Source organism: Streptomyces sp. NBC_00370 (genome assembly GCF_036084755.1).
Lineage (GTDB): Bacteria > Actinomycetota > Actinomycetes > Streptomycetales > Streptomycetaceae > Streptomyces.
The window spans coordinates 7,917,800-7,932,057 of record NZ_CP107968.1 but is presented as its reverse complement, the minus strand read 5'-3'; the positions used below and the strand labels follow the sequence as shown (position 1 = coordinate 7,932,057).

At 70.2% G+C, this 14,258-nt stretch carries 16 protein-coding genes; 8 read left to right on the top strand and 8 right to left on the bottom strand.

Annotated elements, in window-relative coordinates; translation table 11 throughout:
* Position 1: 1 nt before the first annotated feature.
* From rhaS to OHS57_RS34700, 4 genes are read right to left on the bottom strand one after another with little or no spacing between them, the layout of a single operon-like run.
* Complete coding sequence (rhaS, locus tag OHS57_RS34715; protein ID WP_328584521.1) at positions 2-1,099, bottom strand: rhamnose ABC transporter substrate-binding protein; 1,098 nt, start codon at positions 1,097-1,099, stop codon at positions 2-4.
* A gap of 21 nt (positions 1,100-1,120) precedes the next feature.
* Positions 1,121-2,254: an ABC transporter permease gene (locus OHS57_RS34710; protein WP_078863846.1), complete on the bottom strand. Its 1,134-nt coding sequence runs from the start codon at positions 2,252-2,254 to the stop codon at positions 1,121-1,123.
* Complete coding sequence (locus tag OHS57_RS34705; protein ID WP_041994451.1) at positions 2,238-3,287, bottom strand: ABC transporter permease; 1,050 nt, start codon at positions 3,285-3,287, stop codon at positions 2,238-2,240. Before OHS57_RS34705 ends, OHS57_RS34710 begins: the two co-directional genes overlap by 17 nt.
* Entirely contained in the window at positions 3,284-4,807 is a 1,524-nt protein-coding gene (locus OHS57_RS34700) for a sugar ABC transporter ATP-binding protein (RefSeq protein WP_041994448.1), read from the bottom strand. Before OHS57_RS34700 ends, OHS57_RS34705 begins: the two co-directional genes overlap by 4 nt.
* A gap of 215 nt (positions 4,808-5,022) precedes the next feature.
* On the opposite strand from OHS57_RS34700, the gene rhaI reads away from it, so the two are divergent.
* From rhaI to OHS57_RS34680, 4 genes are all read left to right on the top strand, one after another.
* Positions 5,023-6,192: an L-rhamnose isomerase gene (gene rhaI, locus OHS57_RS34695; RefSeq protein ID WP_328584520.1), complete on the top strand. Its 1,170-nt coding sequence runs from the start codon at positions 5,023-5,025 to the stop codon at positions 6,190-6,192.
* Positions 6,193-6,223: 31 nt separating this feature from the next.
* A complete protein-coding gene (locus OHS57_RS34690; RefSeq protein ID WP_328584519.1) occupies positions 6,224-7,246 on the top strand; it encodes a LacI family DNA-binding transcriptional regulator in 1,023 nt (340 codons plus the stop codon).
* 45 nt (positions 7,247-7,291) lie between these two features.
* Positions 7,292-7,450, top strand: coding sequence for a hypothetical protein (locus OHS57_RS34685; RefSeq protein WP_328584518.1), 159 nt, complete (start codon positions 7,292-7,294; stop codon positions 7,448-7,450).
* Between the two features lie 163 nt (positions 7,451-7,613).
* Positions 7,614-8,585 (top strand): fibronectin type III domain-containing protein, encoded by a 972-nt coding sequence (locus OHS57_RS34680; protein WP_328584517.1) that lies wholly within the window; start codon positions 7,614-7,616, stop codon positions 8,583-8,585.
* A 26-nt stretch (positions 8,586-8,611) separates the two neighbouring features.
* Here the strand turns inward: OHS57_RS34680 and OHS57_RS34675 are convergent, their stop codons facing one another.
* From OHS57_RS34675 to OHS57_RS34665, 3 genes are all read right to left on the bottom strand, one after another.
* Positions 8,612-9,085, bottom strand: coding sequence for a carboxymuconolactone decarboxylase family protein (locus tag OHS57_RS34675; RefSeq protein WP_328584516.1), 474 nt, complete (start codon positions 9,083-9,085; stop codon positions 8,612-8,614).
* A gap of 84 nt (positions 9,086-9,169) precedes the next feature.
* Complete coding sequence (locus tag OHS57_RS34670) at positions 9,170-10,054, bottom strand: DUF6397 family protein (RefSeq protein WP_328584515.1); 885 nt, start codon at positions 10,052-10,054, stop codon at positions 9,170-9,172.
* Positions 10,055-10,177: 123 nt separating this feature from the next.
* The gene (locus OHS57_RS34665) at positions 10,178-10,591 is read right to left on the bottom strand and encodes a roadblock/LC7 domain-containing protein (RefSeq protein ID WP_041994433.1); all 414 of its coding nucleotides are present in this window, start codon (positions 10,589-10,591) and stop codon (positions 10,178-10,180) included.
* A gap of 143 nt (positions 10,592-10,734) precedes the next feature.
* Here OHS57_RS34665 and OHS57_RS34660 point away from each other — a divergent pair, with 143 nt between their 5' ends.
* Positions 10,735-11,163, top strand: coding sequence for a PPOX class F420-dependent oxidoreductase (locus OHS57_RS34660; protein ID WP_328584514.1), 429 nt, complete (start codon positions 10,735-10,737; stop codon positions 11,161-11,163).
* A 40-nt stretch (positions 11,164-11,203) separates the two neighbouring features.
* On the opposite strand, the gene OHS57_RS34655 is transcribed toward OHS57_RS34660, so the two are convergent.
* A complete protein-coding gene (locus OHS57_RS34655) occupies positions 11,204-11,899 on the bottom strand; it encodes an SDR family oxidoreductase (RefSeq protein WP_041994427.1) in 696 nt (231 codons plus the stop codon).
* A 97-nt stretch (positions 11,900-11,996) separates the two neighbouring features.
* Between OHS57_RS34655 and OHS57_RS34650 the strand changes: the two genes are divergently transcribed.
* From OHS57_RS34650 to OHS57_RS34640, 3 genes are all read left to right on the top strand, one after another.
* On the top strand, positions 11,997-12,575 hold the full coding sequence (locus OHS57_RS34650; RefSeq protein WP_041994425.1) for a CGNR zinc finger domain-containing protein: 579 nt from the start codon (positions 11,997-11,999) through the stop codon (positions 12,573-12,575).
* A gap of 20 nt (positions 12,576-12,595) precedes the next feature.
* A complete protein-coding gene (locus OHS57_RS34645) occupies positions 12,596-13,207 on the top strand; it encodes a class I SAM-dependent methyltransferase (RefSeq protein ID WP_328584513.1) in 612 nt (203 codons plus the stop codon).
* 80 nt (positions 13,208-13,287) lie between these two features.
* Positions 13,288-14,241 carry a hypothetical protein gene (locus tag OHS57_RS34640; protein WP_328584512.1) on the top strand — a complete coding sequence of 318 codons (954 nt, stop codon included), beginning with the start codon at positions 13,288-13,290 and terminating at the stop codon, positions 14,239-14,241.
* Positions 14,242-14,258 lie beyond the last annotated feature (17 nt).

Sequence of the window (14,258 nt, the reverse complement as noted above, 5' to 3'; positions counted from 1 at the left end):
CTCAGAAATTGAACTTGTCGATGTTGTTCTTGTCGAACACCGTCGGCTTGCCGAGGATGACTTCGCCGTCCTTCCCGATGGTGTACTCGCCGAGCTTGCCGGCCTTGAACTTCTCGCCCTCGGCGCCGGTGACCTGGCCGGACGCCAGGGCCGCCGCCGCGTACGAGCCGAGGTAGCCCAGCTCCTCGGGGTTCCACAGGGAGAACTGCTCGACGGTGCCGTCCTTGACGTACTTGCGCATCTGGTTCGGTGTGCCGAGACCGTTGAGGACGACCTTGCCCTTGTACGACGAGTCGTCGAGGTAGCGCGCCGCCGCGGCGATGCCGACGGTGGTGGGCGAGATGATGCCCTTGAGGTCGGGGTACGCCTGGAGCAGCCCCTGGGTCTGCTGGAAGGACTTCTGGTCGGCGTCGTCACCGTAGGCGACCTTGACGAGCTTCATGTCCTTGTACTTGGGCAGCTTGAGTTCGTCCTTCATGAACTCGATCCAGGTGTTCTGGTTCGTCGCGTTCTGCGTGGCCGAGAGGATCGCGAACTTGCCCTTGTAGCCGAGCTGTTCACCGAGGTGCTGGACGAGGCTGCGGCCGATCTCCTCCGAGCTGGCCTGGTTGATGAAGAGCTGGCGGCACTCCTTGGCGGTGTCGGAGTCGTACGAGACGACGCTGATCTTCTTCGCCATGGCCTGCTTGAGCGGGCCGCAGACCGCGTTGGGGTCGTTGGCGGCGATCAGGATGGCGTCCTGCCGCTGCTGGATGAGTGTGTTGATGTAGGAGACCTGGGAGGAGGCGCTGGCGTCGGAGGGGCCGACCTCCTTGCCGGTGGCGCCGTACTCCTTGGTGGCGGCGATACCCGCGTCGTCCACGATCTTCTCGTACGGGTTGTTGATCTGCTTGGGCAGGAACGCCAGCTTCAGCCCCTTCTTCAGCGGGGCCTTCGGGTCGGCCTTGGCGGCGTCGCCCGCACCGGCGCCCGCGCTCGACGTGTCCTTGTCCGCGCTGTCCTTGGTGGTTCCCCCGCACGCGGTCAGGGATACGGCGAGGGCGCAGGCGGTGGCTGCGGTGACAACCGCGCGACGCCGGGCAATGGAACGGATCATCATGAGGGCCGGGACCTTTCGGGCTCAGGAGGTGCGGGACGACGTGCTGGACACGGGGCTGGGTGCCGTGGGCGGTGCGGGTGCGGTGCCGGCTCTGCGGTGACGGCGTTCGACGGCGGCGGCGACGATCCGCGGTGTGAGCACGGAGGCGACGAGCAGCAGTCCGGTCACAATGACCTGGACCTCGTTCGGTACGTCGTTGAGGGTGAGCAGGTTCTTCAGGACGCCGATCAGCAGCACACCGGCGACGGCGCCGAAGAGTGTGCCCTTGCCGCCGTCGAAGTCGACGCCGCCCAGCAGGACGGAGGCGATGACGAGCATCTCGAAGCCCAGGCCGTTGTCGGCGCGGGCACTGCCGTAGCGCAGGGTGAACACGACCCCGGCGAACGACGAGACAAGACCGGTGACGACGAACAGGATCAGCTTGAAGCGCTTGACCCGGATACCGGCGAAGTAGGCGGCGTCCTCCTGCGCGCCGATGGCGAACAGGGACCGGCCGAACGACGTGGCGTGCAGCACCACCGCCGTGATGACGGCCAGGACGATGAACAGGACAACCGGGTACGTCAGGAACGTACCGGGGACCGTGGTGGTGTCGACCGCCCAACGGGAGTAGTTCTGCGGGAAGTCGGTGACCGCGTCACTGCCGAGCGCGACGGACGCGAGACCCCGGTAGAGGGCGAGCGTACCGATGGTGACGGCGAGCGAGGGCAGCCCCACCCGGGTCACCAGCCAGCCGTTGAGCAGGCCGCCGGCGACCCCCACCAGCAGGACGACGGGCACGATCGTCTCGAAGGCCCAGCCGGCGTTCCACAGCGCCCCGGTCAGGGCGCTGCCGAGCCCGAGCATGGAGGCGACAGACAGATCGATCTGGCCCGCCACCACCAGCAGCGTCATCGGCAGTGCGATCAGGGCGACTTCGGAGATGTCGTTGAAGGCGAAGGCCAGATTGCCGCTGGAGGCGAACCCGTCGGTGGTGCCGAGGCCCACCAGGAACACCGCCACCAGCAGTACTCCGACCGCGGTGTCCCAGCGCAGTCCCACCGACCTGACGAACTCGCCGGTCGTCGGGCGCGACGTGCCGGACCTCGGGGGCTCCGTCGGCTTGTCGAGCGACGGCGTCCCCGGCTTTCCCGGTGTTTCAGGCACCGTTGCCATGGCGGGCGCTCCTCTTCCTCAAGGCCGCTGTCATCCGCAGGCCGACGATCCGGTCGACGCTGATGGCCGCGAGGAGCAGCGCGCCGGTGATGGCTCCTTGCCAGAACGCGTCGACCTTGAGGACGACCAGCGCGCTGCCGATGGTGGTGAGCAGGAGCGCGCCGAGCGCCGCTCCCCAGACGGTGCCGGTGCCGCCGGTGATGGCCACACCGCCGACCACCACGGCGCTGACGACGGTCAGTTCCCAGCCGTGCGCGTTGTCGGCTACGACCGTCCCGAAGCGGGCCAGCCACAGCGTCCCGGCGAATCCCGCGACGGCGCCGGAGAAGACGTACGCGGCGAGGATCCGGCGCCGAATGGGGATACCGGCGAGCCGGGCCGCCTCCGGGCTCGACCCGATCGCGTACAGCTCCCTGCCCGAGCGGTAGACCCGCAGGTAGTACGCGGTGGCGGCGAGCAGCACGGCGGTGATGAGCGGCAGATAGGGAATGCCGACGATGCTGCCGCTGCCCAGGGAGAGGATCGGGTCGGGCACGTCGGCGGCGCCGATCTGGTCACCCTGCGCCCACCAGTAGTCCAGGCCCTGGATGATGTAGAGCATCCCGAGCGTCACCACCAGCGCGGGCACCCTGCCGAAGCTCACCAGCGCTCCGCTGACCAGTCCGCACACCACACCGATCGCGATGCCGAGCAGCATCACCACGAGCACCCCGTGATCGGTGCCCGCGACGAACTTGCCGCAGGCGAAGGCCGAGAGGCCGACCACCGAGCCGACCGACAGGTCGATGTTGCGGGTCACGACGACCACCGACTGGCCGACGGCGAGCAGGACCAGGATGGACGCGTTCAGCAGCAGGTCCTTGATGCCCTGGTCGTCGAGGAAGCGCGGGTTGGAGATCCAGGTCCCGAGGATCAGCAGCACCAGCGCGCCGGCGATGCTGATCTCCCTGGCCCGGAAGACCGCGTCGACCAGCGAGCGCGCCGAGCCGTCGTCCTTCGTCGTGGCCGTGGGTTCGTCCAGCACAGTCGTCATGCCGCCGCCTTCGTCCCACGGCCGGTGGCCGCCGCCATGACCGTCTCCTCGGTGGCTTCCGCCCTCGGTATCTCCGCGGCGATGCTGCCCTCGTGCATGACGAGGACCCGGTCGGCCATGCCCAGCACCTCCGGCAGGTCGGACGAGATCATCAGCACCGCGAGCCCGTCGGCGGCGAGCGCCGACAGCAACCGGTGCACCTCGGCCTTCGTACCGACGTCGATGCCGCGGGTCGGCTCGTCCACGATCAGTACGGCGGGCTCGGTGGCCAGCCACTTGGCCAGCACCACCTTCTGCTGGTTACCGCCGGACAGCACGCCCGCCGGGTCGGTGAGCCTGCCGTACTTGAGCTGGAGGCGTACGGCCCAGTCGGCGGCCCTGCCACGCTCCAGCGCCCGGCTGACGAGCCCGCCCTTGCCGAGCTGGTCGAGACCGGTCAGTCCGATGTTGCGGGCGATGGACATCTCCATCACCAGACCCCGCTGTCTGCGGTCCTCGGGAACCAGCGCGAGCCCCGCCGACATCGCGGCGGTCGGTGAACCGGCCGCCAGCTTGCGACCGTTGACATGGACCTCGCCTGCGTCCGCCCGGTCCACACCGAACACCGCCTGGGCGACCTCGCTGCGTCCCGCGCCGACCAGTCCGGCCAGCGCGACGATCTCGCCGCGCCGTACGTCGAAGGTGATGTCCCGGAAGACGCCCTCCCGGGTCAGTCTGCGGACGGACAGGGCGACTTCGCCGACGTCCGCGGCCTGCTTGGGGTAGAGATCGCCCAGATCGCGGCCGACCATGGCACGCACCAGGCCGTCCTCGGTCAGCTCCGCCACTTCCTGGGACGAGATCCAGCGCCCGTCGCGCAGCACGGTGACGCGCTGGCACAGCTCGAAGATCTCCTCCAGCCGGTGGGAGATGAACAGCACGGCCGCGCCTTCGGCCCGCAGCGTCCGGACGACCGAGAACAGCCGTGCCGTCTCGCTGCCGGTGAGCGCCGCTGTCGGCTCGTCCATGATCAGGACGCGGGCATCGAAGGAGAGCGCCTTGGCGATCTCGACGATCTGCTGGTCGGCGATCGACAGACCGCGCGCGGGCCTGCCCGGGTCGAGTTCGACCCCGAGCCGCTTCATCAGGGCCGCCGTGCGCTCCCGTACGGCGGCGCGGTCGATACGGCCGAGCGATCTGCGCGGCTGGCGGCCCATGAAGATGTTCTCGGCGATGGACAGATCGGGAAAGAGCGTCGGTTCCTGGTAGATGACGGCGATGCCGGCGTCCCGCGCGTCGGCGGGGCCGTGGAAGACCACGGGCCGGCCGTCGAGCAGGACCTGCCCGGAGTCCGGTCTGTGCACCCCGGCCAGTGTTTTGATCAGGGTGGACTTGCCCGCGCCGTTCTCGCCGGCGATGGCGTGCGCCTCACCGGCGTCAAGCCGCAGGGAGACGTCCCGCAGCGCTCGTACGGCACCGAAGGACTTACTCACATCCTTCAGGGCCAGAACCGGGACGGTACCCGTGACTGGCTGGTTCATGGGGCTCCTCAGCGATGGGGGTTCGGCGCGCCGACCGCCATGAAAGGTTTCAATAAAGTTTCTCGGACGGTAGGGCCAACCGCGGGCCGCGTCAATGGTTCGCGCAGAATGTTTGCCGACATGTTCGGAAGTCCAGTTCGAATGGGCCTGTCCAGGGCGTGGGGTCTTGACACATCCTTGTCCGCCTCCATAACTTCCCATCCGTGAATCGATTCATGACATCTCCCTCGAATGTGCCCGCCGTGAAAGCCGCGCTGACGTCACAGGCCGTCGAGACGGCGTCGTGGGCGTTCGCGAATTCGGGCACCCGCTTCAAGGTGTTCGCGCAGCCCGGCGTGCCGCGCACGCCCGAGGAGAAGATCGCGGACGCGGCGCGGGTGCACGCGCACACCGGTGTCGCGCCGAGCGTGGCGCTGCACATCCCCTGGGACCGGGTGGACGACTACGGCGCACTCGCGGCGCACGCCCGCGAACTGGGAGTGCGGCTGGGTGCGGTCAACTCGAACGTCTTCCAGGACGACGACTACAAACTGGGCTCCGTGACGCATCCGGACCCGGCGGTGCGCCGCAAGGCGCTCGGCCATCTGCTGGAGTGCGTCGACATCATGGACGCCACCGGCTCGCGCGATCTGAAGCTGTGGTTCTCCGACGGCATCAACTACCCGGGGCAGGACGACATCTCGGCGCGCCAGGGCCGGCTCGGCGAGGCCCTGGCCGCGGTGTACGAGCGGCTCGGCGACGGACAGCGGATGCTGCTGGAGTACAAGCTGTTCGAGCCCGCCTTCTACGCGACGGACGTGCCGGACTGGGGCACGGCGTACGCGCACTGCCTCCGGCTCGGCCCGAAGGCGCAGGTCGTGGTCGACACGGGCCATCACGCGCCGGGCACGAACATCGAGTTCATCGTCGCCGTGCTGCTGCGCGAGGGGAAACTCGGCGGCTTCGACTTCAACTCCCGCTTCTACGCGGACGACGACCTGATGGTGGGCGCCGCCGACCCGTTCCAGCTGTTCCGGATCATGTACGAGGTGATACGCGGCGGCGGCTTCACCTCCGACACGGCGTTCATGCTCGACCAGTGCCACAACATCGAGCCGAAGATCCCGGCGATCCTGCGCTCCGTGATGAACGTCCAGGAGGCCACGGCCAAGGCGCTGCTGGTGGACGCGGACGCGCTCGACGCCGCCCAGCGGTCGGGCGACGTCCTCGCGGCCAACGCGGCCATGATGGACGCGTTCAACACCGACGTACGCCCGCTCGTCGCCGAGGTACGGGACGAGTTGGGAGCCGACGCGGACCCCGTGGCCGCCTACCACGCGTCGGGCTACGGCGAGCGGATCGTGGCCGAGCGGGTCGGCGGTGTTCAGGCCGGCTGGGGAGCCTGAACGGCGGCCGTGCCGCACATATGATGGTCACGTGACGCAGACGGTGGGCATCAAGGATGTGGCCCGGCTGGCCGGGGTTTCGGTCGGTACCGTCTCGAACGTGCTCAACCGGCCGGAGAAGGTGTCGGAGGGAACCCGGGTGCGGGTGCGCGCCGTCATCGACGAGCTCGGTTTCGTACGCAGCGAGACAGCCAGACAGCTCCGGGTCGGCACGAGCCGGATCCTGGCCATTCTCGTGCTCGACATGGCGAACCCGTTCTTCGTCGCCGTCGCCAAGGGCGCCGAACGGGCCGCCAGGGAGGCCGGGCTCGGGGTGATGCTCTGCAACAGCGCGGGCAGCGCCGCCGAGGAGGCCGAGTACCTGTCGCTCTTCGCCGAACAGCGGGTGCGTGGCGTGCTGTTGACCCCCGCCGACCCGACCGGCGGCAATGTGCGGGAGTTCGCCCGCCAGCGCATCCCGTACGTACATGTGGACCGGGCGGTGCCGACGGCCGACGGCTGTTCGGTCTCCGTGGACGACGTGGCGGGCGGCGCGCTCGCCGTGCGGCATCTGCTCGCGTCGGGGCACCGTTCGGTGACGTACATCAGCGGCCCGATGGAGCTGCCGCAGTGCCGGGACCGCCGGATCGGCGCGCTGAGCGCGCTGCGCGAGGCCGGCCTGTCCGACGACGCGCTGCGCCAGGTGGAGACGGCCCGGCTCGACGTGGCGTCCGGGATCGACGCGGGCGCGCGGCTGCTGGGCCTCGCCGAGCGGCCGACCGCCGTGTTCTGTGCCAACGACCTGCTGGCGCTCGGTGTGTTGCAGGCCATGTACGGCGCCGGGGTCAATGTGCCCGATGACGTGTCGATCGTGGGGTACGACGACATCGAGTTCGCCGCCGCCGCTGTCGTACCGCTCACGTCGGTGCGCCAGCCGGCCGACCGGATGGGGCGTACGGCCGCCAGGATGCTGATGGACGAGACAGGTCCGGACGCGGCCGATCACACGCACAGCTCCGTGGTGCTCCAGCCGGAGCTGGTGGTCCGCAGCTCGACGCGCCGCCGGGTGCCCTGAGGTACGGGTCCGTGTACGCGACCGAGTTGGGAGGCAGGACGTCGGGTGACCAAGAGTCAACAGGAGGGCTCCGCGCACGCGGTGGCGTTGGCCGTGGCGAAGGCGGCTGTCCGCGAGACCGGTGTGCCGGGTCTCAGCTGCGAGCGTGAACTGCTGGGCGCCGAGGTCACGTTCTACACCGCGCGGCGGGCGGCCCGTATCTGATCATGTCGGCCCGCCGGGCAGCCCGGTGGCGCGTACACACACCGCGACCGGTCGACGCGATCAGGGCCCTGATCGTTGCGGGCCTCTTGATGTGAACCCGACACTGTGTCATATATGTCTAGACCATTGCCGCCGTAAGGGACGACCGACGGAGGACACGGCCATGAGAAGGACCCTCAGCCTCACCGCACTCGTTGCCGCCGCCGTCCTCGGCCTCGCCGCCTGTGGCGGCAACGCCGGGGACCCGCTCCCGTCCGCCCCTGCGGGCGTCACGGCCCAGGCCGGCAGTGCCACCACCGTCCATGTCATGTGGCGCGGAGCGACCGGCGCCGCCCACGTCAGCGGGTACGAGGTGTACCGGGGCGGCCGGAAGGTCAAGAACGTCCCGGCCGGCCAGACCATGGTCGACATCGTCGGGCTGACGCCGTCGACCTCGTACACCTTCACCGTCCTGGCCAAGGACGCCGAAGGCCGCCGCTCACCGCACAGCGGCGCGAAGGCCGTCACGACACCGGCCGCCGTCGCCGAGGACACCACGGCCCCGGCGAGGCCGACGGGACTGAAGGGCCGCAGCGCGGGCCCCCGGGGCGCGCGCCTGAGCTGGCACCGGCCCAAGGACGGCCGGGACATCACCTCGTACGACATCCAGCAGGCCGGCACCAAGATCCACAGCGTCGACGGCGCCGCCGCCTCCGCACAGATCACCGGGCTGCGCCCGGGCACCCGCTACCGTTTCACGATCACCGCGAGGGACGCGGCCGACAACGCGTCGCCGGTGAGCGGCGCCGTCGAGGTCACGACCCCGCACGGCCCCGCCGACGATCCGGACACCCGGCCGGCCGACTTCCGGGTCACGACGCACGACGCCGACGGCGGGCACTATCTCGACCTGTCCTGGCAGCCGCCCGACACCGGCGGCACCGTCACCTCCTACCAGATCTATCTCGACGGCGCCTTCGCCACGACGCTCGTCTGGGGCGGCGAGGCGCCGAGCGGACGCGCCACCTACAGCGTGTACGCGGGTGCGGGCCCCGGCGTCGGGTACCGGGTCAAGATCCGCGCCCAACTGCCGGACGGCGACTGGGGAGCCTTCTCGGCGGAACGCACCGTCGTCACCCCGGCCGGCCGGACCTGACAGCCGCCCCAGCACTTCCGCACCCCTTATCCGAGCATGCCGACCCGGTAGTTCCCCGCGGGCTGCTGAATGATGACGTTCCCCCGGTTGAAGGCGTTGATGATGGCGATCTGGGAGATCAGTGCGGCGAGCTGGTCCTCGTCGAAGTGCTTGGCGGCATTGGCCCACACCTCGTCGCTGACGCCACCCGCCGCGTCGGCGAGCCGGGTCCCCTGCTCCGTCAGTTCCAGCGCCGCACGCTCGGCCTCGGTGAAGACCGTCGCCTCCCGCCACGCCGCGACCAGATGGAGCCGCACGGCGCTCTCGCCGGCCGCGGCCGCTTCCTTCGTGTGCATGTCGAGGCAGCCCGCGCACCCGTTGATCTGACTCGCACGGATCTTCACCAGCTCCTGTGTCGCGGCCGGCAGCGTCGACTCCACGATCGCCTGGTTCGCCGCGATGATGTGCTTCCAGACCTTGCTTCCGACCGGGTTGCCGAACACGTTCATACGGGCATCCATGGTGGACTCCTCCGTCGTTGTCGATGCCTACACCCCTACGACGAGACAGCCCGGCACGCTGTGACATGGACGGATGGCACCCCCTCACACCGAGGCGCCCGCAGGTCTGCCGCCCTTCCTGATCCCCAGCCGGCTCAGCAGCCCCGCCCGCTGACCACGGCGGACCACCGGTGCGGGACCGGAGCTCGGATCGGGCCCGGGCTTGCTTCCGGGGGCGGGCCGTAGCGCGCGGGCCTCTTCCAGCAGCCCGGCCAGACTGGTCCTGTGCCACTCGATCTCGTCCGGACGGTCCGCCACCAGCAACTCCCGCAGCGCCGCCTGTCCGGCCTCGGTCGCGGGTCCGCCGGGGGCGAGCACCGGCCGTAGCCGGTCCAGATACGCCCGCTCGAAGGAGTCGGGCACGACCTCCGCCAGCTGCGCGTCGTCCAGGACACTCCCGGCGCACGCGGCCCGTTCCCAGGGGTCGTCGCGCTCATTCAGCAGGAGGCCGACACGCCTGCCCCGCCAGTTGCGCGGTCTGCGGTCCTCGCCTGAGTCGAGGAGGGCGCGCAGCGGCGGCGGCAGAGGGCCGGTGAGCAGGGTGGATTCCGCAGCGCCGAACTCCGCCAACTCCGCGGCGAGATACAGCCAGACGACCGCACGGTAGCGGTTGAGGTAGAAGCGCACCGGGATCAGAAACCCGGCCCGCGCCAGCCGGGTGAAACGCCCGGGGCTGATGCCGATGAGCGCGGCCCCCTCAGCCGTGCCCACCGTACGGACCCGCTCGCGCAGCGTGTCGGGAAATCCCTCGACGGCTCGCAGACGGGCGATCTCCTGCCCGGCCACCCGTCGTCGGCCGCTGCCCGTCCCGGCGGTCGTACGGATGTGGCCCAGCTGGACGGCGAGTTGGAACTCGCCCCGTTTCAGTTCCAGTTCACGCGCGGCCCTGACGACTCCGACGTCCTGGGCGCTGGCGCTGACAACAGTCATGATGTGGTCTCCCCCGTGAGCTTCCCTTACTCTCGGTGACGACCGTAGCGCGTTCGCCGCTCCCGCCGAGCGGCCTGTGGATAACTCCGGAGGTCCGGCGCGAAGCGCCGGGAAGCAGCCCGCTCAGAGGCCGCTGACCGCGGGGTTTCCCGGCTGCCTCGCGGCGACACCCAGATGTTCGCCGACCCGGTTGACCATGAGGGTCATCTCGTAGGCGATCTGGCCGACGTCGGCCTCGGCGGCGCTCAGCACACACAGGCAGCTGCCGTCGCCCGCCGCGGTGACGAAGAGCAGCGCGTCGTCGAACTCGACCATGGTCTGCCGCGCCCTGCCGGCCCTGAAATGCCGCCCCGAGCCCCTGGCAAGACTGTGCAGACCTGACGAGACGGCGGCGAGATGCTCCGCGTCCTCACGGGCAAGACCGGAACTGGCTCCCGTCACCAGTCCGTCGTTGGACAGCACCAGCGCGTGCCGTATGTGCTCGACCCGTTCCGTCAGGTCGTCCAGCAGCCAGTCCAGTCCCTTTTCCAACACCATTCATGCCTCCTCGTTCATATGTTCACCATGCAGCGACGGCCGTAAGCCTTTCGCACGGGCCGCCTGCGGGCAAGCGGTCCAGACGGATACGCGGGGGCGCGTCGCACCGCCCCCGGACAGCTCCGGGGGCGGAAAATGCGGGCATGGCTTCCAAGATGAACGAAGAAGAGTGGCGGGCCTTCCTCTCCGAGGGCACCCGCACCGCCAAACTGTCCACCGTGCGGGCCGACGGCACCCCGCACATCGCACCTGTCTGGTTCGTGCTCGACGGCGACGACCTCCTCTTCAACACCGGGAAGGAGACGGTGAAGGGGAAGAATCTGCTGCGCAGCGGCCGGGTCGCGATCTGCGTGGACGACGAACGCCCGCCCTTCGCCTTCGTGGTGGTCGAGGGCCCGGTCGAAGTGAGCGAGGACCCCGACGAGTTGCTCGCTTCCGCCGTCCGGATCGCCGAGCGCTACATGGGCAAGGAACGGGGGCGCGCGTTCGGCGAGCGCAACGGCGTGCCCGGTGAACTGCTCGTGCGCGTCCGCATGGAGAAGGTCATCGGCACAGCGGATCTGACCGACTGACGCACCGCTCCACCGGAGGGCTCGCCCCCGCCCCTGCCTCTCAGGCGGCGGGTGCGAGCCCTTCCACAGGACCCGAGAGCAGGGCCTTGGCGGCGCGGCTCGTGTCGTCCGCCAGCACCTCGCTCTCGCCCTTCTCCAGTGCGACGACCACCTCGCGCGCCACGTCGCGAGGGTCGCCCTTGGCGACGTCGAGGTCGCGGATCATGTCCGTGTCGGTGTACCCGAGGTGGACGCCGAGCACCTGGGTGCCCGCGGGTGCCAGCTCCAGCCGGAGCGAGTTCGTGATGGACCAGAGCGCGGCCTTCGTCGCCCCGTAGCCCCCGAAGCCCGGCAGCCAGGACAGCGCCGAGTGGATGTCGACGAGCGCCCCGCCGCCGTTGGCGGCCAGGATCGGGGCGAAGGCCCTTGCGACGCGCAGCGCGCCGAAGACGTTCGCGTCGAAGAGCGCCTTCACATCGTCGATCTCCGACGAGATGAGCGGGTCGGCCCCGCCGATCCCGGCGTTGTTGATGACGACGGTGACATCGCCCGCCACGCGTGCCAGCTCGGTGACCGACTGCTGGTCGGTGACCTCCAGCGGCAGCGGCACGATACGCGGATCGTCGTCGGGGACGGGCGTGCGTGCGGTGACATAGACCTTGGCGGCTCCCGCCTCCAGCAGTTCCCGCGCGAAGGCCTTGCCGAGACCGCGCTGCCCGCCGGTGACCAGTGCGATGGCTCCATTGATGGTGGTCATGGTCGTTCTCCTCAATTCTCACAGCGACAGAGGCGTCTGCCGTTTACCTATGTCGAGCATGCTGGCACCGAGCGACATAGTCAAGTACGATTCACTTATGTCTTGGCCGGCCAGTGAACGATACGAACTGCGTACGGCTCCCGCCGGGCTCGCCTTGGTGCAGGAGCTGATCAACACGCGCGCGATCGCGTCGTACGCCCCTGATCTGCTGGCCGAGCGGGAGTCCGCCCAGCGCTGGCTGTCCGACGTGGCGAACGAATGGGCCCGGGTCCATGACCTCGTCACTCCGGACGTCACCCTGACCGCTGCCGACCCCGCCGCGCTCCGCGGTCTCCGGGCCACTTTCGGCGCCATGGCGCACCGGGAGGAAACGCCGGAGCGCCCGCGCCCCGGCGCCGACGTCACCGCGCGGCTCGACACCGACGCCGAGGGCCAGGTGATCATGGTTCCGGTCGGCTCGGGAGCGCGCTGGCTGGAGGCCGCCCTGTGGTCCGAGACGCTGCTCGCCCAGCGTGCGGACACCTGGCGCCGCCTCAAGGTGTGCCGTAACCCGGAGTGCGCGTCCGCGTTCTACGACACGTCCCGCAACAACAGCGGCGTCTGGCACAACGTGCGCACCTGCGGCAATGCCGCCAATCTCCGGGCCTCACGGGAGCGCAGACGCGCGCGGGGATGATGTGCGGGGATGATGGAGGCATGGATGACGACCACACGCATGTGCGGGAGTTCTTCGGCCCCCGCGCGACGGGCTGGGACACCCGTTTCCCCGACGACGGACCGGCCTACGCGGCTGCCGTCGCCGATCTGGGGGTCAGCGACGGGGACGCCGTGCTGGACGCGGGCTGCGGGACAGGACGGGCCCTGCCGGCCCTGCGGGCCGCCGTGGGCAGCCGCGGCACCGTGCTCGGCGCCGACCTCACCCCCGAGATGCTGGGCGCTGCCGTACGGGCGGGGCGGCACCACGACGCGCGGCTGCTGCTGGCCGACGCGGCCGAGCTGCCGCTGCGCGCCCACAGCCTCGACGCGGTCTTCGCCGCGGGGCTGATCGGCCACCTGCCGCATCCTGCGGCGAATCTGCGCGAGCTGGCCAGGGTCGTACGGCCGGGCGGCCGGCTCGCGCTGTTCCATCCGGTCGGCCGGGCGGCGCTCGCCGCCCGGCAGGGTCGCGCGCTCACCGATGACGATCTACGCGCGGAGGCCAACTTGCGCCCGCTGCTCGCGGGTTCGGGGTGGCGCCTGCTGTCGTACGCCGACGAGGACGGCAGATTCCTCGCCCTGGCCGAACGTGAACAGCGGATCACGAGCTGACTGCGGAAACATCCGGAGTCTCGACGTCCGCGTTACCCACTGGTTAGGGTGCGCCGACAACGATTGGACAGGGAGGTGCCGTGGCCGGGACGGAGGAGTCCGCCGACGACGACGCGCTGTATGTGCTGACCGCCGTCCTGCTGACGCCCGCGCAGTTCCCGAGCGTGCTCGGCGACGACTATCCGCAGGCGTGCGGCGCCCTCGGTCTTGAGCCGTACGCGCGGGGCTACGGTCTCGTCTTCGGGCAGGACGGCGACGGGGCGCGCTGGACGGTCGCCGTGGACGACGTGTCGCTGGTCGCGGTCGCCATCGCCTCCTGGGACTGCGGGATGGAGTACGACCTGTCGCCCCCGGAGCGCACGGTCGTCTCCGCGCTCCCCGGCTGGCCCGTCGCGCTGGCGGTCGCCGCACCCGGCGTACCTGATCCGCACGATCCCGAGCCGGACGGCGAACCCGGCCCTCAGGGCGTGGAGCTGCCGCTCACCCCGCCCGACGCGGAGAGCTGGGGCCCGGCGCAGCGGCGGCTCGGCGCTGACGAGATCGCCCTGCAGTGGGCGATCTGGCGGGAACAGTTCGACAGCGACGGCTCCGAAGACGCCCCCGCCGAGGAAGACACCGACGCGGACCCCTCCGACGACGCCGCCGATTCCGACGATTCCGCTGCGGACGGCGATTCCGCCGAGGCCGAAGACTCCGGCGAGGACGCGGCCACGGACACCGACGGCGCTCCAGAGACCACCGACACCGAGGAGCCGCCGAAGCCCTCCCACCCGGGCGTACAACGCGTCCTGAAGGAGCTGCACGGCTATCTGGCGTCGCCGCCCCCACTCGGCCGGATCCGCTCCAGCTTCGCCCCGGGCGGCGCGCGGACCCTGCGCGCCGACGGCCCCGGCTGGTCGTTCGTCGCGAGGACGGACGACATCGCGTTCATCCTGCTGGACGAGGAGCCCGCCGAGGTGCTGCCGGTCGGCCGGGGCACGGAGCTGCCGGGGCTGCTGCGCTCACTGGACGAGATCGCCGTACGCCCGGCCTGAGCGACGTCGCAGGACCG